Origin of the sequence: Streptomyces roseifaciens, assembly GCF_001445655.1 — a bacterium.
Taxonomy (GTDB): domain Bacteria; phylum Actinomycetota; class Actinomycetes; order Streptomycetales; family Streptomycetaceae; genus Streptomyces; species Streptomyces aureoversilis.
In genome coordinates this window covers 62,106-81,809 of the sequence record NZ_LNBE01000005.1, presented here as the reverse complement: position 1 = coordinate 81,809, position 19,704 = coordinate 62,106, and the positions used below count along the sequence as shown (strand labels likewise).

Below are 19,704 nucleotides of genomic sequence, written 5' to 3'. Positions count from 1 at the left end.
CTATGTCCTATTTGCTACGCAATGTAGGCAGTTGTGAGGCGTGTCCTACCCCCGGGCATGCCGAAGCACGGAGTGCCCGGGACGCGCGCGACCCCGGCGGGACTAGGCCTCGGGGCGCAGCATGGGCGGGTTGAGGAGGGTGGCCCCGCCGGCCCGGAAGAGCTGGGCGGGGCGGCCGCCCTGGCGTGTCGTCGTGCCGCCGGTGGGGACCAGGAAGCCGGGCGTGCCGGTCACCTTCCGGTGGAAGTTGCGCGGGTCCAGAGCGACGCCCCACACCGCCTCGTAGACCCGGCGCAGCTCGCCGACGGTGAATTCCTGGGGGCAGAAGGCCGTGGCCAGCGAGGAGTACTCGATCTTCGAGCGGGCGCGCTCGACGCCGTCGGCGAGGATCTGCGCGTGGTCGAAGGCGAGGGGGGTCACTTGCTCGCCGTCGCGGCCGTAGCCGACCTCCTGGTCCAGCAGGTCCTCCACCGGCGCCCAGCGCACGCTGTGCGCGTCGCCTCCGGGGCGCGGGGCGGGCAGATCGGGCGCGAGCGCCAGGTGCGCGACGCTCACCACCCGCATGCGCGGGTCCCGCTTCGGGTCGCCATAGGTGGCGAGCTGTTCCAGATGGGCGGCGTTGACCGGCGAGGGGCCCGCCGGGTCGTGGGCGTTCAGCCCGGTCTCCTCGGCCAGCTCCCGCGCGGCTGCGGTCGTCAGGTCCTCGTCCCCCCGTACGAAACCGCCCGGCAGCGCCCAGCGGCCCTGGTACGGCGGCTCGCCGCGGCGGACGGCCAGCGCGCACAGCGCGTGGCGGCGCACGGTGAGCACGACCAGGTCGACGGTGACAGCGAAGGGCGGAAAGGCCGACGGGTCGTAGGGCATGACGCGATCATAGTCGTCTTCCTGACGATAAACAGGGTCTTGAGCAGGGCCGGCGAGCGCCCCCTCCGCGAGCTCCGGAATCAACCGGCTCACACCCCCAGCTGCAGGCCGTCGGCGGCTTCCTCGACCATGCCGAGGCCGAGCCTGCTGATCCTCATCGCGAACGGCTGCTCCGCGATGCGCAGCCCGGTGAACCTCAGCGCGCCGAGCGGCGCGGTGTGCAGCGGCCGCACCGCCACGCACCCCGCCGGGGCGTCGGGGCGCAGGCCGGCGAGCGCGGTCAGCAGGTGCACCGCTCCCGCGGCGGCGACGGCCGCGGGCCGGCACGCGGCCGGGTGCGGCAGCGGCGCACTCCCGGCGGTGCGCTGCTCCCCGGCGTACATCTCCGGCAGCCGGTGGCCGAAGGCGGCCGCCGCGTCCAGGGTGCCGCGCAGCAGGGCGCCGGCCTCCTTCTCGTAGCCGGCGGAGGCCAGGCCCGCCACGGCCACGGCCGTCTCGTGGACCCGGACGGCTCCGCTGCGGTGGCCGAAGGGATTGTGGCCCGGCTCCTTCGACCCGAGGCTGCGCAGGCCCCAGCCGGAGTCGAGCGCCGGTCCGCCGAGCAGCCGGGCGAGCTGCTCGGTCTGCACCCTGTCGAGCAGACCCGGTGCCTGCATTCCCCCGCCGAGCAGGCCGGTGTCGAGGAGGTGCGCGGCGGCGCTCCCCAGGTGCGGTATCCGGCGCCCCTCGGGCGTGCGGGCGGCTGCGGGACGCCCGCCGCCCGGGTCCTCCACCCAGAAGTCCTCGCGGAAGCGGCTGCGCAGCCCGGCCGCCCAGCTGCGCCAGCTCTCGGCCCCGGGGCGGCCGTAGGTCTCCAGGAGGTCGGCCCCGAGCACGGCCGCACGGTGGGCGTGCGCCTGTGTCTCGCAGCGGTACGGCCCGCCGGGCAGCGGATCCGCGAGGTACCCCTCGTCCCCCGCCGCGGCCCTCAGCCACTCGAGGCAGCGCTCGGCCGCGGGCAGCAGCGCCTCCGCCTCCCGCTCGGGGAGCCCCCACCGCCGGGCCTCGGCCAGGACGGCGGGGAACAGCAGCGTGGCCTCGGTGCCTGTGCAGCCGGGCGGCAGATGTGCCCCGGCGTGGCGCAGTGCTCCGGGGATCCGCCCCTTGTCGGGGCCCGGCCCCGCGATCTGCGTCCGGGCCAGGGTGCGCAGCGTCCCCGCGGCCAGCCGGACCCCGAGGGGGAGCGTCATCCGCGCCGCCCAGAGGGCCTCGGCAGGTGCGAGGCCGCAGCGCCAGGGGACGCCGGCCGCCAGGTGGACGTCACCGGGGCTCCCGGGGTCGCGCACGAGCAGCGCCCTGAGGTCGTCGAGGGCGGAGGCGAGCAGTGCACCTGCCCGAGGGTCGTCGCCCTCGGCCTGCGGATCGCCCCAGGGCACCGTGGAGGCACGGCCCGGGGGGACGGCCGCCTCTGGCTGCCGAACCCTGCCGGGCTGCTCGGGCAGGACGCGCAGCTCGATGCTGCGGGTGCCGCCGGGCGGGAGCTCGATCTCCCAGCAGAGCATCCCCGCCGATGCCAGGGCGTCGCCCGGAGGGGGGTCGGTGGTGACCGCCGCCTGCGCCTCGCCGGTGGACCACCGCAGCCCGGAGGCGTGCACCCCCGCGGGGACCTCGGGCCCGGGCGCACCGGCCGCGACCGCGCCCAGCTCCGCGAGGTCGGTGCCGAGCGACACCTCGACGGGCAGCCGCAGGGCGCGGGCCGCAGTGCTGCGCAAGGCGATCCGCTCCACGCCCTCCGCCGTCCGCAGGCGCTCGACCGTGACGGCGGGGTCGGGGCCGGAGTCCGCAGCGGTCCGCACGGCGCCGACGAAACGGGCCCGGTCGGCGCCGAGCATGCGTCCCTGGACGGGCAGCGGCTCGGCGCCCCCGACCTTCAGCCTGCAGCGGGCCAGGAGCCGGCGCCCGCCCCGGTAGAACCCGTCGAGACCCTGCCCGGTCATCTGCCCGTGCTCCCCGGAGATCGCCAGGGCGGGCAGTGCGACGCAGATCATGGCCGTGTGCACGGGCTGCGGGGCGGGCGGACGCCCCGGAGCGGGGCGCTGCGGCGGAGCGGAACGGGGCCGGGGCGGCTGGCCATGGGGGACGATGCCTTGCACTTGACTGCGCTCCCCTGTGGGTTTCACGAACCGGGACGACGGACGACGTTTGCGGGCCACCCGGATGAACGGCGGCGGCCCTGCCGAGGTCACGGTGTGGGGGGCCGCCTGTGTGGGCCACGGGTTCACTGGGACCGGTCCTCGTGGCTGTGGTCCCTCTTGCGCGTGCTCCTGCGCCGTGTGCGGGGCCTGCCTGCCGGGCCGCCCGGACCGGCAGGGCCGGTGCTGCCGCCGGGCCCGCCCGGCCTCGTCCGGCGCCGGACTGCCCTCGTGGCGCCGGTGCCCTCCGCTCCGGTCGCCGTCGCCGTGGCCGCCGCCTCGATGCGCTCCACCTCGGCCCGGACCGCGTCCTGCAGGTCGCGATCGGCTTTCTCGTGGCGCAGGCACTGGCGCAGCGGCTCGGGGTCCAGCCCTTCGTTGCACGCGCGGTAGAGCAGCTGGGCGAAGACGTACTCGGGGTCGGCGGCGAGGGCCCGGCTCAGCGCGACCCTCGCCTCGGGCTGGTCGTCGGTGGCCCAGGCCACCCAGCCCGCCAGTGCGACGGGCGCGGCCGCGTACTCCGCGTACGGGGGAACGCAGCGGCGGGCGAGGGCGCGCCACAGCCGCAGGACGGCCGGGGCCTGCGGGCCCTCCATCCACTCTGCGGCGTGGTCCCGGGTGACGCGGTCCTGGAGGCCGACGATGACCGTGGCGGCCTCCTCGTCGGTCAGGAGGGAGTCGTCGCGGGCGTCGGAGGCGGGGCGGCCGGGCAGGGGCGGTGTCTCCTGGAGCCGGTCGGCCAGGGCCCGCGCGAGGGCGAGGGTCTCCTGCCGCACGGGCTCGCAGCCCTCGCCGCCGAGGATCCGCGGGACCATCGCGAAGGCCGCGGCGTCCAGGGCCTTGCGCTGCCCCTCCGCCCGGTCACCCGTGAGGGGTGCGTACCGGTCCTCCATCTCCCGGAGGGTGCCGCGGACCTCGATGCCGGCATAGGTGGCCGCGGCGGCCATGACCGACGTGCCCGGCAGGGAGAGGGGGGTGCCGTCGGGCGGGCAGCAGCGGGGGTCGGGGCAGCAGTACGACCAGAAGCGGCCGTCGGAGATGCACAGGGCCTCGTGCACCGGCATGTCGAGCCGGCCGCAGGCCCGGCGCAGGCTCTGGGCGAGCGGGCGCAGCCCCTCCATCACCTGCCGCGGGGTCCGGCCCGCGGCGGTGTCGGGGTCCTGGCAGAGGAAGATGACCACGCCGTCGGGGCGGTTGCCGCGCTTGCTGCTGCCGGTCAGGAGGGTTTCGGCGAGCTGGTCGCAGACTTCCGGCCATTCCTCGCCGCTGCGCGGGATGCCGAGCCTCAGCCGGCCGCCGAAGCGGCCCCGGTCGCCGTGGAGGGCGACGAGGACGATGCTGTCGGTCGGGTGGAAGCCGAGCAGGTACGGGAGGGCGTCGGCCAGCTCGGCCGGCGAGCGGAGGGTGACCTGCTGCCCGGGGTCCCCTGCCGTGCCGGGCACGGCGGCGGACGGGGAGGAGGGCGTGGACGGGCGGGCGGATTCGTTGTGCTGCGTCATGGCCCGAGAGTCCCGCGGGTCCGCCGCAGCCCGCCAGGCCTGTGGATAACTCCGGAATATGGTCCTACTAATGCTGTGGACAGCGGTTTCCACAGCCTGGCCGGCCCGTTCGCGCATTGTCAGTGCACTCGTGTTGCATGGGGGCATGACGAACGAAGACCTCCGCGCCTCGGCCGACGCCGTCCTGGCCCGCCTCGTCGGGGACCCCACGGGCAAGGCCAGACTGCGGGAGGACCAGTGGCTGGCGATCGAGGCGCTGGTCGCCCACCACCGTCGCGCTCTGGTCGTGCAGCGCACGGGGTGGGGCAAGTCGGCGGTGTACTTCGTCGCGACGGCGCTGCTGCGGGCCCGGGGCAGCGGGCCCACGGTGATCGTCTCGCCGCTGCTCGCGCTGATGCGCAACCAGGTGGACGCCGCGGCACGGGCCGGGATCCACGCGCGCACGATCAACTCCGCCAACGTCGAGGAGTGGGACACCGTCCAGGCCGAGGTGGCCGCGGGCGCGGTCGACGTGCTGCTGGTGAGCCCCGAGCGGCTCAACAACCCCGACTTCCGCGACCAGGTCCTGCCCAAGCTCGCCGCCGCCACCGGCCTGCTGGTCGTCGACGAGGCCCACTGCATCTCCGACTGGGGCCACGACTTCCGGCCCGACTACCGCCGCCTGCGCACGATGCTCGCCGACCTTCCGCCCGGTGTCCCCGTCCTCGCCACGACGGCCACGGCCAACGCCCGCGTCACCGCCGACGTCGCCGAGCAGCTGGGCACGGGCGAGGAGTCGACGCAGGCGCTGGTGCTGCGCGGTGCGCTGGACCGGGAGAGCCTGAGCCTCAGCGTCCTGCAGCTGCCCGACGCCGCGCACCGGCTGGCCTGGCTCGCCGACCACCTCGCCGAGCTCCCCGGCTCCGGCATCATCTACACGCTCACCGTCGCGGCCGCCGAGGAGGTCACCGCGTTCCTGCGCCGGTGCGGCCACACGGTGGCGTCCTACACCGGCAAGACGGAGAACGCGGACCGCCTGCAGGCCGAGGAGGACCTGCAGGCCAACCGCGTCAAGGCGCTCGTCGCCACGTCGGCGCTGGGCATGGGCTTCGACAAGCCGGACCTGGGCTTCGTGGTCCACCTGGGCTCCCCCTCCTCCCCCATCGCCTACTACCAGCAGGTCGGCCGCGCGGGCCGCGGCGTCGAGCACGCCGAGGTCCTGCTGCTCCCGGGCCGGGAGGACGAGGCGATCTGGAAGTACTTCGCCTCCCTCGCGTTCCCCTCGGAGGAGCAGGTCCGCCGGACCCTGGAGGTGCTCGCCGCATCGGACCGCCCCGTCTCCCTGCCGGCCCTGGAGCCCCAGGTAGAGCTGCGGCGTTCGCGCCTGGAGACCATGCTCAAGGTCCTCGACGTCGACGGCGCCGTGCACCGGGTGCGCGGCGGCTGGACCGCGACGGGCCGCCCGTGGACATACGACGCTGAGCGGTACGCCTGGGTGGAGCGGCAGCGCGGGGCCGAGCAGCAGGCGATGCGCGACTACGCCGCCACGGCGCAGTGCCGGATGGAGTTCCTGCGCCGTCAGCTGGACGACGAGCAGGCGGCCCCGTGCGGGCGCTGCGACAACTGCACGGGACCGCGCTTCGGCACGGAGGTCTCCGCCGGGGCGCTCGACGCGTCGCGGGGCGAGCTGGGGCGCCCGGGCGTGGAAGTCGAACCGCGCCGGATGTGGCCCACGGGAATGCCGGCCGTAGGCGTCGACCTCAAGGGCCGCATCCCGGCCGGCGAACAGGCCGCGCCCGGCCGGGCTCTCGGGCGGCTGTCCGACATCGGCTGGGGCAACCGGCTGCGCCCTCTCCTCGCCCCGCACACTCCGGACGGCCCTGTTCCGGACGACGTCGCGGGCGCAGTGGTGACCGTGCTGGCCGACTGGGCCCGCGGGCCCGGCGGTTGGGCCTCCGGCACTGCGGACGCCCCCGGCCGCCCCGTGGGCGTCGTCACGCTCGCCTCGCGCACCCGGCCGCAGCTGATCCGCTCGCTCGGCGAGCACATCGCCACGGTCGGCCGGATGCCCCTGCTGGGCACGGTCGAGTACGGAGGCGCGGACACCGACACCCGGGTGCCCCGCACCAACAGCGCGCAGCGGCTGCGTGCGCTGGACGGCGCGCTGACGGTGCCGCCGGCCCTCGCGGAGGCCCTGGCCTCGGCCGGAGGGCCGGTCCTGCTCGTGGACGATCTCACCGACACCGGGTGGACGCTGGCCGTGGCCGCACGACTGCTGCGGCGCTCCGGCGCACCGCAGGTGTTCCCGCTGGTTCTGGCGGTGCAGGGCTAGCCGCGCACGGCACGCGGTGCGGCGGGGGCGGGTGAGGGCGGCGAGCCGCGCGCCGTCGGCCAATGGCGCCAATTGATCGTTGCCGCCTGCCCCCGGCACCGCGAGAATTGGACGCGATCCCGCTCTCGTCCGTCCACGGCCCGCCGGGGACGGCCGTCGTGGCGTGCACTCCTGCCCGGCGCCGTCCGGCCCATGGCCACGCAGCCGAAGGAGGGTCATGGCCTTCGACTTCGTACCGCCGCCTCCCGCCGAAGCCGAGCACCGGCTGAGCCGGATGCTGGAGCCCGCCGAATGGGCCGCGGCCGGAATCCCCCTGCTGCGCAACCCGCGTGAGGTGATCACCGGCCTGCACGCCCGTCACCTTCCGGCGCCGTCGACGGCCGTCGTCGCCGTTCTCGATCACGACGAACGGCTCACGGCCAGCGCCTCGTTCGTCCGCCGTCCCGTCCCGCCCGACGGCTGGGAGCTGCGCAACGCACTTCTTGCACAGCTGCGCCGGGTGATCCCGCACGACCTGCGGCGGCGCACGCCGGTGCGTACCGCCGTGCTGCTCTACTGCCGACCGGGCGAGGCCCATTGGACGGAGGAGGACGGGGCGTGGATGTGGGGCCTGCGTGACGCCTGCACGCTGCACGGGCTGCGCTGCGGCGCGTACATCACGCTGACCGAGAGCGGCTGGCAGATCCTCGGCGAGGGCCGCAGCGGACGCCGGCCGCGGTCACCGGCGCATGCCCAGGCGTCCATGACGTCCGGCGGCGGTGCGCACGAGGCACACCGCCGCACGGTCGCCCGCTGACGGACACGCGGGGACAGCACGTCCCCGGAACAAGCTCGAACCCCGCGGCCGGCACCTCTCGGAGGCGCACGACCGCCGGGTTCGTCCTCAGACGCCCGCGGAGATCAGGGCGTTGACGCGCTGCGGGTCGCCGCAGACGATCAGCAGCCCGCCGGCGCGGCCCATCGCTGCGGGCAGCGCGCGGGTCACCGCGTCGTCCGCGCCGCCGTTGACGGCCACGACCACGACCGGCCGCGTTCCCGCGCGCTCCGCGTCGGCGGCCGCGTAGAAGACGTCGTCGCGGGCGTCGTGCTGCGCCCAGTACGACGCCTCGCCGAAGGACAGCTCGTGCGCCGCCCACGGGTGCGGGTCGCCGGTCGTCAGCACCAGGATCTCGCCGGGCGCACGGCCGGTGTCGAGCAGCAGGTCGACGGCCTCGTCCGCAGCGTCCAGGGCACCCTGCGCGGAGGCGGGGATCAGCTGGATCTGCGGGCCGGCGGCCGGGGTGGCCGGCTGCGCCGCGGCGGGCCGGGACGGTGCCGGGACCGGACGGTGGGCGCCGGGGCCGGGCCGTGCCGGGGCCGGAGCCGGGCGGGGGCCAGGGACAGGGCGGGGGGTCGGCGCCGTACGGCCGGGGGCCGGCACGGCACGGGGACCCGGGACACTCTCGTGAATCTGAGGCTCCTCGGGGATGAGAGGCATGAGTTGATGTTTATCAAACGCCGGTGCGAGTCGCATCGGCGGGTGGCGGTCAGGGCCGCTCAGAATTCGAAACCGAGCTGGCCACCGGCCTCCAGTGAAGCTGCTTCGGGGACGCTGCGAACCCGCTTGAGGTGCTGCCACCTGGGCAGCGCGTCCAGATACGACCAGGACAACCGGTGGTGCGGGGTGGGGCCCAGCGCCTCGAGAGCGGCGCGGTGCACCGGCGAGGGGTATCCGGCGTTGTCACAGAAGCCGAAGTCCTCGAAGCCGACGCCCAGTTCCGCCATCATCGCGTCGCGCCGGACCTTGGCGAGCACGGACGCCGCCGCGACGACCACGCAGGACTGGTCGCCCTTGATGACCGTACGGACCCGCCAGGGATCGCCGAGGTAGTCGTGCTTGCCGTCGAGGATCACCGCCTCGGGCCGGACGGGCAACGCCTCCAGCGCGCGGGACGCGGCCAGTCGCAGCGCCGCCGTCATACCCAGTTCGTCGATCTCCTGTGGGGAGGAGTGGCCGAGTGCGTGGGCGGTGACCCAGCTCTCCAGCTGGACGGCGAGGGCGGCGCGCCGCTTGGGCGTCAGCAGCTTGGAGTCGGTCAGGCCCTCGGGAGGGCGGCGCAGTCCTGTGACGGCCGCGCACACGGTGACCGGACCGGCCCAGGCACCCCGGCCGACCTCGTCGAGCCCGGCGACGACCTTGACTCCGGTCGTTGCGCGCAGGGAGCGCTCGACGGTGTGGGTAGGCGGTTCGTACGGCATGGCGCCAGCAAGCGTACGCCCCTACGGGTGGCCCGAGTAGCCCCGCCCCCTCCCTTTTCTTATGGTCGGTTCCATTCCGGTTCCTGCGGCCGGTTCACCTACCGCCGGCCCCGCCGGACGGGAGCCAGTCCGGCAGGTCCTCGGTGCGCCGGAGCCAGTCGGCAGGAGGCGTCCCCCGCTCGCCCGCGGCGACCACTCCGCCGACGATGGCGCAGTTGGTGTCCACGTCGCCGCCCACCTGTGCGGTGGTCCAGAAGGCGGCCTCGTAGGACGTGAGGTTGCGCGCCGCGGACCACAGGGCGAACGGCACGGTGTCGTGCGCGCTGGTGCGGCGGCCGCAGCCGAGGACGGCGGCGACCGTGGTCGGGTCGCCGTAGTCGAGCATGTCCCGCGCGCGCCGCAGACCGGCCTGCACGGCACTGCGCGGCACCAGGGCGATGACGCCCTCCAGGAGCGCGTCGGGGGCCACGGGCCCGGCCGGAGCGGCGGCGATGGCCGCGGCGGCGGCCACGGCCATGGTCCCGGCCACCGCCTCGCGGTGCTGGTGGGTGGTGTACGCGGAGATCTCGGCCTGGTGCGTGGCCTGTTCCGGGTCGTCCGCGTACCAGGCGCCGAGCGGGGCGATGCGCATCGCCGCGCCGTTGCCCCAGGAGCCCTGCCCGTTGAAGAGGGCCGAGGCCAGCTCGCGCCAGTCGCCGCCCTCGCGGACCAGGCGCAGCATGCGGCCCACGGCCGGGCCGTATCCCCGGTCGAAGTCGTGGTGCTCAGCGAAGGAGCGGGCGAGCGCGTCCTGGTCGATGCGCCCGTGCCCGGCGAGGACGGCCAGCACGGAGCAGGCCATCTCGGTGTCGTCGGTCCACTGCCAGGGGGACGGGGGCAGCTCGCGCCGCTTGAGTGACGGGTAGTTGCCCGGGACGAAGAACTGGGAGCCGAGGGCGTCGCCGAGGGCCAGCCCGCGCAGGCTCGCCAGTGCGCGGTGGAATCGGTCAGCGGTCATCGGTGCGAACTCTAACCGGTGAAGCCGTACGGTTCAGGTGTGCACCAGCGCTCGAAGGGCCGATCGAGGTGGTACCGGCCGTCCGGCCCGAGGAGCAGGGCACGGGTCTCCGCATTGCCCGGGTTCGACAGGCACTCGAACTCCGCGACCGTCCAGTGGAACCACCGCATGCAGAAGAGCCGCATGGTCAGGCCATGGGTGACCAGCAGGACGTTGGGCGGGTGGTCGGGGTCCTCGAAGCTGCGCCACAGGCTCTCCAGGAAGGCTCCCACGCGGTCGTAGACGTCCGCGCCGGACTCGCCCTGGGCGAAGCGGTAGAAGAAGTGGCCGTAGGCGTCCCTGTAGGCCTTCTGCCTGCGCACGTCGACGAGGTCCTGCCAGTTCCCCCAGTCCTGCTCGCGCAGCCGGGGTTCCTCGCGGACGCGGACGCGGCCCGGGTCGAGCCCCAGGGCCCGGAAGGTCTGGTGGGTGCGGCGGTAGGGCGAGACGTAGGCCGAGACCCGCTCGTCGCCGAAGAGGTCGCGGAGGGGAGCCCCTGCGTCCCTGGCCTGCTGGCGGCCCTTCTCCGTCAGGCTCAGGGCGTGGTCGGGCTCGCGTTCGTAGACGGTGTCGTCGACGTTGCCCACCGACTCGCCGTGCCGGATGAGAACGATGCGTCGGGGCCGTGGCATGCCGCCACCCTAGATCGCGCGCCGTCCGGCCGCCTCGCTAGCCCGTGACCAGCGCCCGGCCTGCCCGTATCTCGCACTGCCGGCCCTTGAAGCGCTGCCGCAGGTGCCGGTCGTGGGTGACCACGACCAGGGCGCCGGACCATGCGGCCAGGGCCTCTTCCAGCTGCTCGACCAGGCCGAGGGCGAGGTGGTTCGTCGGCTCGTCCAGCAGGAGGAGGTCGGCGGGCCGGGCGAGGAGGCGGGCGAGCCCCAGGCGGCGGCGCTGTCCGGCCGAGAGGGCGCCGACGGGCACGTGGAGGTCGCGCTCCCGGAAGAGCCCGTAGGACAGCAGCAGGGCCCTGTGTTCCTCCTCGGTGCCCGTCAGGCCGCGGGCGAAGGCGGCGAGCAGCCGTTCCGCGGGGCGGGTCACGGGGATCTCCTGGGCGAGGTAGCCGATGCTCCCCCGCCGGGTCACGGTGCCGGCGTCCGGCTCGGTGACGCCGGCGAGCAGACGGAGCAGGGTGCTCTTCCCCGCGCCGTTGGCCCCGTGCACCAGCAGCCGCTCACCCGCGCCGACCTCCATCCGGCGGACCGCGAGCCGTTCCCCGACCCGCACGTCCTCCAGCGCCACGAGGACGCCTCCGGCCGTGCCCGCCGCCGGGCGGGCGCCGAAGCGCAGGGGCTCCGGCGGGCGGGGTACCGGATTCTCCTGGAGCCGGCGCAGCCGCTCCTGGGCGTTGCGCACCCGGCTGGAGACCGAGGCCTGGACTCGGCCCTTGTCGCGGTCGTAGGCCATCTTGTTGCCGTCCTTGGCGGCCCGGCCCGGGGCCACGCGCCGGGCGACGGTCGCAGCGGCGCCCTCGAGCGCCGTGGTCTCGGCCGACCACTCCTCGTACGCCTGCTCCCAGCGCCGGCGGGCCGCGGCCTGCTCCTCGACGAACCCGGCGTATCCCCCGCCGTAGCGGACGAGGGACCTGCGGTCGGCGTCGAGCTCCACCACGGCGGTGGCGACGCGTTCGAGGAAGACGCGGTCGTGGGAGACGGCGAGGACGGTGCCGGGGTGCGCCCGCAGGGTGTCCTCGAGCCAGACCAGGGCAGCGCCGTCCAGGTGGTTGGTCGGCTCGTCCAGGAGCATGACCTCGGGGGCAGCCGCGATGAGGCAGGCGAGCCCGAGGCGAGCCTGTTCCCCTCCGGAGAGGCTGCCCAGCAGCCTCTCCCGCCCGACGTGGGCGAGACCCAGGGCGTGCAGCGCCTTGTCCACCCTGGCGTCGGCCTCGTAGCCGCCGCGCGCCTCGAAGGCGCTGAGCAGCTCGCCGTACTCCTCCAGGACTTCGGGCCCGGCCTCCCCCATGGCGTCCTCCAGCTCCCGGAGCCTGCGCTCCATCGCACGGAGGTCGGCCAGCGCCAGGTCGACGGCGTCACCCACCATGCGGTCCGGGGGAAGCTCGGGCGTCTGCCCCAGGCGGGCCACGCCGCCCTCCGCCCCGGCGACGACGGTTCCGTCGTCGGGCACCTCGAGGCCGGCGAGGAGCCTGAGCAGCGTGGACTTCCCGGCGCCGTTCTCTCCGACGATGCCGATCCGCTCGCCCGGCCGCACCGAGAACGTGACGTCGTCCAGGAGCGGGCGGTCACCCCGGGACATGGACACACCACGCAAAGAAAGCTGAGTGGGCACGCACAAACCTCCGTCGGCATCGGGCGCGGGGCTCTGGGAGACCCCTGCGGGGACGCGCTTCCCGGCCGCCTCACACCAAATGCGACCCAAGTTGCGTTACGCTCAGCATGACACGCCCGCCCATTTAACGCAACAGGAGTTGCAGTTGCCTTCGACGCCTTCCTCCCCGGTGCCCCCGCCCCCCTCAGCCTCCCCCTCCCCGCCCTCCTCCGCGCCGGGCACGGTACGGCCCGGCGGGCGCACCGCCCGTACCCGAGCAGCCGTGCGCGACGCCGTCCTCGCGGGGCTGGTCGAGTACGGCTATCCGGGGCTCACCGTGGAGTACGTCGCCGAGCAGTCCGGCGTCCACAAGACGACGCTCTACCGCCGCTGGGGCGGGGTCGAAGGGCTCGTCGCGGACGCACTGGACCTCGCCGGAGAGGACGCGTGGACGCCGCCCGACACGGGCACCCTCAGGGGCGATCTGCACGCCCTGGCACAGGAGGTCGTCGACACCTTCGCCGACCCGGCCGCCGGAGCGGCTCCGGGGGCCTTCATCGCCGCCGCGTTCCAGTCGGAGCGGGCGGCGGAGGCCCTGCGCGCTTTCTACGCCGAGCGCTTCGCGCGCTGCGCGCCCCTGGTCGAACGAGCCGTCGCCCGCAGCGAGGCGCCGGCCGGTACCGACCACGGCTCCCTCGCCCGGGCCGTGTCGGCCCCGCTGTTCTTCCGGCTGTTCATCACCCGGGAGCCCCTCGACGACGCCGTCGCCGACCAGGCTGCGGACGCCGCCCTCGCAGCGGCCCGCGCGGGCGTCTTCGCGTCACCGGCCTGACGCCCGTGGCCGACCGGCCGTCACACCGTCCAGGAAGGTTCCAGCGCGACGATGTCGCCGCCGACCGACGCGACGTCGGCCTCGGTCTGCGCCCGCAGGGCGAGCCGTTCGACCCGCTCCGCGCGGTACTTCCCGTGCTCGGCCTCGGAGTCCCACACGGACAGCACCAGGAACTCCCGGCCCGGCGCCTCCCCGAAGACACCGCGCAGCATCCCCGGGGACCCGGCCATGGCCGGGTTCCACACCTTCTCCTGCATCAGGGTGAAGTGCTCCACGCGGTCCTCCCGGACCCGGCAGTGGGCGATCCGCACCACGTCCGCATCCGCGAACTGCGGCCGGAAGCCGACCTTCACGTCAAACCGGTGCTCGAACAGCCGCACTTGGGCGTTCTTGAAGGTTCCCGCCTGGGACGCCGCGAGCCGGTCGTGGGAGCGCGCCATGAAGGAGTCGTAGAACGCCCGGCTCTCCCAGAAGCCGAAGAGGTGCACCACATGCGGACGCCCTCTGCTCCAGCCTCCGCCCTGCCCCCGGAACCCGGGCTCGCCGAGCAGGCCCGCCCATTTTCGTTGTCCGCGTTCGAAGCCGCGGCGGTCGACCACGGTGCAGCGAGTCCACTTGACCAGCACCGCGCCATCGTACGGCCCGGACGGCGGCCCGCAGTCACGTACCGGAGGACTGCACCCGTGCGAGGGTCACGCCGTCGGCCTCGTCGAGCCCGATCCGGAACTCACGCGCCAGCAGGTCCACCAACTCCGCCACGGGCACCTCCCGTTGCTCCTCGGAACCGTCGGGGCGGGCGGTTACGAGCATGGAGCCCACCAGACTCCGCCGTATGCCGGGCTCCGTCTGCTGTACCACCACGCGCGAGACGAAGGGCGAGTGCGGGTGCGTGGAGATGTAGTGGTTCATCACCGTGTAGTCGACCGGGAAACGTTCCTCCGGGCCGAAGGCGTACAGATCGAACCAGCCCTCCGGGTGGAGCGAGCGCAGCACCCGTACGTCCTGGGACTGCCGCTCGATGCCGAACGTCCAGCCGCCCTGCTGCGCCTGCACGCCGTCCCGGAAGGGCAGGGGCTCCAGCAGCCCCTCCCCGCCGAATCCGACGTCGCACAGCCACTGCTCGCCGTCGGCCTCGACCTTGAGCGCCATGTGGGTCACCGGGCGCAGCTTGCCACTGCCCATCCTGACCCGCGCGCCGATACCCGTGAACGAGAATCCGATGCGCTCCAGGACCGCGGCGAACAGCAGGTTCTGCTCGTAGCAGTAGCCTCCGCGACGCTGCGCCACCATCTTGTCCTGCAGCGCCTTCACGTCCAGCAGAATCGGCCGCCCGAGCAGGATTTCCAGGTTCTCGAAGGGGAAGGCGGCCACATGGCCACGGTGCACCGCCCTCAGCGTCGCAAGGTCCGGCCGGACCGTTTCCCCGACTCCGATGCGCGCCAGATAGGTGCCGAGGTCCAGATCCCCGCCGCCCCACACGAACTCACCCGTCATTGCTGCTCTCTCCCCTCGGCCGTTCACCCGACAGTATTCACGCTCGGTGCGGACCGCTTTCCGCCGCCGTCACGCGGCGCCCGCGGCCCCCAGCAACACCGCTGCGGCTTCCCGGGCCCTGCGCGCGGCGGCGGGCGTTCCGGTGACCGCCGCCGTGGTGATGGCGCCGTCGGTCAGGACGGCCAGCTGCTCGGCCACCGGCCCGGGCTCCGGGACGCCGGCGGCGCGCACGAGCCCGGTCAGGTATCGCAGCACCTCCGCCTTGTGGTCCCGTACGGCTTCGGCCACGGCCGGGGAGCCCGTACCCAATTCGCCGTACGCATTGATGAACGCACAGCCGCGGAAATCCGGCTCGCCGAACCATTTCTCCAGCCAGTCGAAGACGGCGAGGGGGCGTTCCGCCGCCGAGGGGCACGCGGCGACGTAGGCGGCCAGGGCGCCGCGCCAGCGCTCGTCGCGGCGCCGCAGATAGGCCTCGACCAGGACTTCCTTCGACGGAAAGCGCTGGTAGAGGCGCTTGAGCGAGACCCCGGACGCCGCACGGATCCGGTCCATCCCGACGGCCTGCACACCGTGCTCGTAGAACAGGGATTCCGCTGCGTCGAGCAGTCGGCCGTCGGCTTCGGCGATGTCCATTGCCCCTCCCGGGCTGGCGCGGAGAACGATCGTTCTCTAGGCTACCCGAGGAAGGGGAGAACGACCGTTCTCCCCGTCATTTCCTCAACCCGTCATTTCCTCGACCCGTCGTTCCCTCATGCGTCCGGAAGGCATGCGATGACCCAGCGCCCACCCCTGCCCCCCTTCGACGAATCCTCCGCCCGGGCCAAGGTCCAGGCCGCCGAGGACGCCTGGAACAGCCGCGACCCCGAGCGGGTCGCCCTCGCGTACACCGAGGACTGCGTCTGGCGGAACCGGCACGAATTCATCACCGGCCGCGACGAGATCCGGGACTTCCTCCGCCGCAAATGGGAGAAGGAACTGGATTACCGGCTGCGCAAGGAGCTCTGGTCGTGGTCCGGCAACCGGATATCGGTCTGCTTCCGGTACGAGTGGCACGACGCCGGCGGCCAGTGGTGGCGCAGCTACGGGAACGAGCAGTGGGAATTCGCCACGGACGGTCTGATGCGGCGCCGCGAGGCCAGCATCAACGACGTGCCGATCACCGCGGACCAAAGGGAATTCGGCACATCTCCGCACGGCCCTGACGCGGGCGGGGCATGACGAAGGCGGTGGCCGGAGGGTTCCCTCCGGCCACCGCCTTCACTCACTGATCAGCCGCTGTTCGGCGCAGAATTCGCCGTCCGGCGCGGAGCCGCGTCCGCGTCAGCTGCAGCCGCTGGTCGAGCCGCAGCCCTCGCAGAGGTAGCAGCTGCCCGCACGGCGCATCTTCGTGCCGCAGGAGAAGCACAGCGGCGCGTCCGCGTTCAGGCCCAGCTGCATCTCCACCAGCTCGGTGGAGTTGTGGGCCTGCTTCGGCGCGGGGACCGCCGCGGCGGCGGCCGGCCGGGACGGCTTCGGGGCCTCGGTCTGGCGCGGCGCGGACTGGGCGAGGCCCTCGACGTCGACGTCCTCGTCGGTCGGCTCGTAGGAACCGGTGTCGAGGTGGCGCTGACGCTCCTCGGCGGAGTGGATGCCGAGCGCCGAGCGGGTCTCGAAGGGCAGGAAGTCCAGCGCCACGCGGCGGAAGATGTAGTCGACGATCGACTGCGCCATCCGCACGTCCGGGTCGTCGGTCATGCCGGCCGGCTCGAAGCGCATGTTGGTGAACTTCGAGACGTAGGTCTCCAGCGGCACGCCGTACTGCAGACCGACCGAGACGGCGATCGAGAAGGCGTCCATCATGCCCGCGAGGGTCGAGCCCTGCTTGGACATCTTCAGGAAGACCTCGCCGAGACCGTCGTCCGGGTAGGAGTTGGCGGTCATGTAGCCCTCGGCACCGCCCACTGTGAAGGAGGTGGTGATGCCCGGGCGGCCCTTGGGGAGGCGCTTGCGGACGGGGCGGTACTCGACGATCTTCTCCGCGGCGGCGGGGGCGGCCTCGGGGGCCTTGGCCTCCGTCTTCTCCTTCTTCTTGGCGGAGAGCGGCTGGCCGACCTTGCAGTTGTCGCGGTAGATCGCGAGGGCCTTCAGGCCGAGCTTCCAGCCCTCGAAGTAGACCTCCTCGACCTCCTCGACGGTGGCCGACTCCGGCAGGTTCACCGTCTTGGAGATCGCGCCCGACAGGAACGGCTGCGCGGCGGCCATCATGCGCACGTGGCCCATGGCGGAGATCGCGCGCTCGCCCATGGCGCAGTCGAAGACCTCGTAGTGCTCGGACTTCAGGCCCGGGGCGTCGATCACGTTGCCGTGCTCGGCGATGTGGGCGACGATCGCCTCGACCTGCTCCGGCTGGTAGCCCAGGCGCTTGAGCGCCTTCGGCACCGTGTTGTTCACGATCTGCATCGAGCCGCCGCCGACGAGCTTCTTGAACTTGACCAGGGCCAGGTCCGGCTCGACGCCCGTGGTGTCGCAGTCCATCATCAGGCCGATGGTGCCGGTGGGCGCCAGGACGGACGCCTGGGCGTTGCGGAAGCCGTCCTTCCCGCCGAGGCGGATGACGTCCTGCCAGGCTTCGGTCGCCGCGGCCCACACCGGGGTGTCCAGGTCGTCCATGCGCCGGGCGACACCGTTGGCGTCGGCGTGCTGCTGCATGACGCGCTTGTGGGCGTCGGCGTTGCGGGCGTAGCCGTCGTACGGGCCGACGACCGCGGCCAGCTCGGCGGAGCGCTTGTAGGAGGTGCCGGTCATCAGGGAGGTGATGGCACCGGCGAGGGCGCGGCCGCCGTCGCTGTCGTAGGCGTGGCCGGTGGCCATCAGCAGGGCGCCGAGGTTGGCGTAGCCGATGCCCAGCTGGCGGAAGGCGCGGGTGGTCTCGCCGATCTTCTCGGTCGGGAAGTCGGCGAAGCAGATGGAGATGTCCATCGCCGTGATGACGAGCTCGACGACCTTGGCGAAGCGCTCGGCGTCGAACGACTGGTTGCCCTTGTCGTCGTCGCGCAGGAACTTCATGAGGTTGAGGGAGGCGAGGTTGCACGAGGAGTTGTCCAGGTGCATGTACTCGCTGCACGGGTTGGACGCGGTGATCCGGCCCGACTCCGGCGAGGTGTGCCAGTGGTTGATCGTGTCGTCGTACTGGATGCCCGGGTCGGCGCAGGCCCACGCGGCCTCGGCCATCTTGCGGAAGAGGCCCTTGGCGTCGATCTCCTCGATGACCTCACCGGTCATCCGGGCGCGCAGCCCGAACTTCGAGCCGGTCTCGACGGCCTTCATGAACTCGTCGTTGACGCGGACGGAGTTGTTGGCGTTCTGGTACTGGACGGAGGTGATGTCGTCGCCGCCCAGGTCCATGTCGAAGCCGGCGTCGCGCAGGGCGCGGACCTTCTCCTCCTCCTTCACCTTGGTCTCGATGAAGGCCTCGACGTCGGGGTGGTCGACGTCGAGGACGACCATCTTGGCCGCGCGGCGCGTGGCGCCGCCCGACTTGATCGTTCCTGCGGAGGCGTCGGCGCCGCGCATGAAGGAGACCGGGCCGGAGGCGTTGCCGCCGGAGGAGAGCAGCTCCTTGGAGGAGCGGATGCGGGAGAGGTTCAGGCCGGCGCCGGAGCCGCCCTTGAAGATCATCCCCTCTTCCTTGTACCAGTCGAGGATCGACTCCATGGAGTCGTCGACGGAGAGGATGAAGCAGGCGGAGACCTGCTGCGGCTGCTTGGTGCCGACGTTGAACCAGACCGGCGAGTTGAAGCTGAAGACCTGGTGCAGCAGGGCGTAGGTCAGCTCGTGCTCGAAGATCTCGGCGTCCGCCGGGGACGCGAAGTAGCCGTGCTGCTCGCCCGCCTTGCGGTAGGTCAGCACGACCCGGTCGATGAGCTGACGGAGGCTGGACTCGCGCTCGGGCGAACCCGTGGCACCGCGGAAGTACTTGCTCGTGACGATGTTGACCGCGTTCACCGACCAGAAGTCGGGGAACTCCACGCCGCGCTGCTCGAAGTTGATCGAGCCGTCGCGCCAGTTGGTCATGACGACGTCACGGCGCTCCCACACGACCTCGTCGTACGGGTGCACACCGGGGGTGGTGTGGATGCGCTCGATACGCAGACCCTTGCCGCCCTTGTTCCCCTTGGCGCGGGAACCTCGTGCCGGGCCGCTCGTCGTCTCGGTCATGCCGCCTCCCTCTACGGGCAAAACGCCCTAATGCGCCCAATTCTTCCGTGGCGCGCTATGTCTGTCTTAGCCCGGGCGCGCGGCGCGCCGGGCAGGTCTGTGGTGGCCGCTGCTACTCGGCGGCCGCGGTGGGCGCGGGAACCTGCGGGTCCCCGTCGCAGTCGCCGGCGGTCGCGGCGGACCGCTTCTCGCGGAGCTCCGCGACGGCGGCCTCGAAGTCCTCGAGCGAGTCGAACGCCTGGTACACGGACGCGAACCGCAGATACGCGACCAGGTCGAGGTCCCGGAGGGGGCCGAGTATGGCCAGACCCACGTCATGGGTGGAGAGCTCGGCGCTGCCCGTGGCGCGCACTGCCTCCTCCACCCGCTGGCCGAGCTGGGCCAGGGCGTCCTCGGTGACCGGGCGGCCCTGGCACGCCTTGCGCACTCCGGAGATGACCTTCGTGCGGCTGAAGGGCTCGGTGACCCCGCTCCGCTTGATCACCATCAGTGACGCGGTCTCCACGGTCGTGAAACGACGGGAGCAGTCGGGGCACTGGCGCCGCCGGCGGATCGAGCAGCCGTCATCGGTGGTCCGGCTGTCGACGACGCGGCTGTCGGGGTGCCTGCAGAAGGGGCAGTGCATGGCTCTCCACCCTCCTCACCCTCGTAGGACTGTGCACGATCTTCAGCCTCGGCGGACCCTCGAACGGGGGCCTTGCGAAGCAGCCCCCAGCATAGGCGATGACGGCGGCCGCAAATGACCGGCGACACCCCTCGACCACAACCTGTGGGCGGCTGCCGCCAATCAAACC

Annotated in this window: 17 protein-coding genes; 4 read left to right on the top strand and 13 right to left on the bottom strand. The window is 73.2% G+C overall.

What is annotated here, in order from left to right:
- Positions 1-102 precede the first annotated feature (102 nt).
- The 3 genes from AS857_RS33785 to AS857_RS33775 form a co-directional block, all read right to left on the bottom strand.
- Complete coding sequence (locus AS857_RS33785; protein ID WP_058047285.1) at positions 103-864, bottom strand: NUDIX hydrolase; 762 nt, start codon at positions 862-864, stop codon at positions 103-105.
- 89 nt (positions 865-953) lie between these two features.
- On the bottom strand, positions 954-2,891 hold the full coding sequence (locus tag AS857_RS33780; protein WP_058047324.1) for a glycogen debranching N-terminal domain-containing protein: 1,938 nt from the start codon (positions 2,889-2,891) through the stop codon (positions 954-956).
- Between the two features lie 230 nt (positions 2,892-3,121).
- On the bottom strand, positions 3,122-4,534 hold the full coding sequence (locus AS857_RS33775) for a DUF4192 domain-containing protein (protein WP_079110902.1): 1,413 nt from the start codon (positions 4,532-4,534) through the stop codon (positions 3,122-3,124).
- Positions 4,535-4,679: 145 nt separating this feature from the next.
- On the opposite strand from AS857_RS33775, the gene AS857_RS33770 reads away from it, so the two are divergent.
- The gene (locus AS857_RS33770) at positions 4,680-6,845 is read left to right on the top strand and encodes a RecQ family ATP-dependent DNA helicase (protein ID WP_058047284.1); all 2,166 of its coding nucleotides are present in this window, start codon (positions 4,680-4,682) and stop codon (positions 6,843-6,845) included.
- A 217-nt stretch (positions 6,846-7,062) separates the two neighbouring features.
- Positions 7,063-7,641, top strand: coding sequence for a hypothetical protein (locus tag AS857_RS33765; RefSeq protein ID WP_058047283.1), 579 nt, complete (start codon positions 7,063-7,065; stop codon positions 7,639-7,641).
- Positions 7,642-7,728: 87 nt separating this feature from the next.
- On the opposite strand, the gene AS857_RS33760 is transcribed toward AS857_RS33765, so the two are convergent.
- The 5 genes from AS857_RS33760 to abc-f all read right to left on the bottom strand — a co-directional run bounded on the left by AS857_RS33760 (position 7,729) and on the right by abc-f (position 12,405).
- Positions 7,729-8,322 carry a hypothetical protein gene (locus AS857_RS33760; protein WP_058047282.1) on the bottom strand — a complete coding sequence of 198 codons (594 nt, stop codon included), beginning with the start codon at positions 8,320-8,322 and terminating at the stop codon, positions 7,729-7,731.
- A 59-nt stretch (positions 8,323-8,381) separates the two neighbouring features.
- A complete protein-coding gene (locus AS857_RS33755; protein WP_058047281.1) occupies positions 8,382-9,083 on the bottom strand; it encodes a ribonuclease HII in 702 nt (233 codons plus the stop codon).
- Between the two features lie 94 nt (positions 9,084-9,177).
- Positions 9,178-10,080, bottom strand: a complete 903-nt coding sequence (locus AS857_RS33750) for an ADP-ribosylglycohydrolase family protein (protein WP_058047280.1) — start codon at positions 10,078-10,080, stop codon at positions 9,178-9,180.
- 11 nt (positions 10,081-10,091) lie between these two features.
- Complete coding sequence (locus AS857_RS33745) at positions 10,092-10,751, bottom strand: histidine phosphatase family protein (protein ID WP_058047279.1); 660 nt, start codon at positions 10,749-10,751, stop codon at positions 10,092-10,094.
- 37 nt (positions 10,752-10,788) lie between these two features.
- Complete coding sequence (gene abc-f, locus AS857_RS33740) at positions 10,789-12,405, bottom strand: ribosomal protection-like ABC-F family protein (protein WP_338058294.1); 1,617 nt, start codon at positions 12,403-12,405, stop codon at positions 10,789-10,791.
- Positions 12,406-12,667: 262 nt separating this feature from the next.
- Here abc-f and AS857_RS33735 point away from each other — a divergent pair, with 262 nt between their 5' ends.
- Complete coding sequence (locus tag AS857_RS33735; protein ID WP_420824001.1) at positions 12,668-13,216, top strand: TetR/AcrR family transcriptional regulator; 549 nt, start codon at positions 12,668-12,670, stop codon at positions 13,214-13,216.
- A 20-nt stretch (positions 13,217-13,236) separates the two neighbouring features.
- Here the strand turns inward: AS857_RS33735 and AS857_RS33730 are convergent, their stop codons facing one another.
- From AS857_RS33730 to AS857_RS33720, 3 genes are all read right to left on the bottom strand, one after another.
- A complete protein-coding gene (locus AS857_RS33730) occupies positions 13,237-13,842 on the bottom strand; it encodes a YdbC family protein (protein WP_079110900.1) in 606 nt (201 codons plus the stop codon).
- Between the two features lie 34 nt (positions 13,843-13,876).
- Positions 13,877-14,710 carry an arylamine N-acetyltransferase family protein gene (locus AS857_RS33725; protein WP_058047275.1) on the bottom strand — a complete coding sequence of 278 codons (834 nt, stop codon included), beginning with the start codon at positions 14,708-14,710 and terminating at the stop codon, positions 13,877-13,879.
- A gap of 69 nt (positions 14,711-14,779) precedes the next feature.
- Positions 14,780-15,346 carry a TetR/AcrR family transcriptional regulator gene (locus tag AS857_RS33720; protein ID WP_058047274.1) on the bottom strand — a complete coding sequence of 189 codons (567 nt, stop codon included), beginning with the start codon at positions 15,344-15,346 and terminating at the stop codon, positions 14,780-14,782.
- Between the two features lie 138 nt (positions 15,347-15,484).
- Here AS857_RS33720 and AS857_RS33715 point away from each other — a divergent pair, with 138 nt between their 5' ends.
- The gene (locus tag AS857_RS33715) at positions 15,485-15,931 is read left to right on the top strand and encodes a nuclear transport factor 2 family protein (RefSeq protein WP_058047273.1); all 447 of its coding nucleotides are present in this window, start codon (positions 15,485-15,487) and stop codon (positions 15,929-15,931) included.
- 102 nt (positions 15,932-16,033) lie between these two features.
- Here AS857_RS33715 and AS857_RS33710 read toward each other — a convergent pair whose 3' ends face one another.
- Together AS857_RS33710 and nrdR are read right to left on the bottom strand one after the other, a co-directional pair.
- Entirely contained in the window at positions 16,034-18,910 is a 2,877-nt protein-coding gene (locus AS857_RS33710) for a vitamin B12-dependent ribonucleotide reductase (RefSeq protein WP_058047272.1), read from the bottom strand.
- Positions 18,911-19,022: 112 nt separating this feature from the next.
- Positions 19,023-19,535 carry a transcriptional regulator NrdR gene (gene nrdR, locus AS857_RS33705; protein WP_058047271.1) on the bottom strand — a complete coding sequence of 171 codons (513 nt, stop codon included), beginning with the start codon at positions 19,533-19,535 and terminating at the stop codon, positions 19,023-19,025.
- Between the last annotated feature and the right edge of the window lie 169 nt (positions 19,536-19,704).

What these genes read in the sequence shown, in the direction of transcription:
- AS857_RS33775 (WP_079110902.1), bottom strand. Translation starts at nt 4,534, where the DNA reads ATGACGCAGCACAACGAATCCGCCCGCCCGTCCACGCCCTCCTCCCCG.
- AS857_RS33755 (WP_058047281.1), bottom strand. Translation starts at nt 9,083, where the DNA reads ATGCCGTACGAACCGCCTACCCACACCGTCGAGCGCTCCCTGCGCGCA.
- AS857_RS33715 (WP_058047273.1), top strand. Translation starts at nt 15,485, where the DNA reads ATGACCCAGCGCCCACCCCTGCCCCCCTTCGACGAATCCTCCGCCCGG.
- AS857_RS33765 (WP_058047283.1), top strand. Translation starts at nt 7,063, where the DNA reads ATGGCCTTCGACTTCGTACCGCCGCCTCCCGCCGAAGCCGAGCACCGG.
- AS857_RS33710 (WP_058047272.1), bottom strand. Translation starts at nt 18,910, where the DNA reads ATGACCGAGACGACGAGCGGCCCGGCACGAGGTTCCCGCGCCAAGGGG.
- AS857_RS33720 (WP_058047274.1), bottom strand. Translation starts at nt 15,346, where the DNA reads ATGGACATCGCCGAAGCCGACGGCCGACTGCTCGACGCAGCGGAATCC.
- nrdR (WP_058047271.1), bottom strand. Translation starts at nt 19,535, where the DNA reads ATGCACTGCCCCTTCTGCAGGCACCCCGACAGCCGCGTCGTCGACAGC.
- AS857_RS33745 (WP_058047279.1), bottom strand. Translation starts at nt 10,751, where the DNA reads ATGCCACGGCCCCGACGCATCGTTCTCATCCGGCACGGCGAGTCGGTG.
- AS857_RS33780 (WP_058047324.1), bottom strand. Translation starts at nt 2,891, where the DNA reads ATGATCTGCGTCGCACTGCCCGCCCTGGCGATCTCCGGGGAGCACGGG.
- AS857_RS33725 (WP_058047275.1), bottom strand. Translation starts at nt 14,710, where the DNA reads ATGACGGGTGAGTTCGTGTGGGGCGGCGGGGATCTGGACCTCGGCACC.
- AS857_RS33750 (WP_058047280.1), bottom strand. Translation starts at nt 10,080, where the DNA reads ATGACCGCTGACCGATTCCACCGCGCACTGGCGAGCCTGCGCGGGCTG.
- AS857_RS33770 (WP_058047284.1), top strand. Translation starts at nt 4,680, where the DNA reads ATGACGAACGAAGACCTCCGCGCCTCGGCCGACGCCGTCCTGGCCCGC.
- AS857_RS33760 (WP_058047282.1), bottom strand. Translation starts at nt 8,322, where the DNA reads ATGCCTCTCATCCCCGAGGAGCCTCAGATTCACGAGAGTGTCCCGGGT.
- AS857_RS33785 (WP_058047285.1), bottom strand. Translation starts at nt 864, where the DNA reads ATGCCCTACGACCCGTCGGCCTTTCCGCCCTTCGCTGTCACCGTCGAC.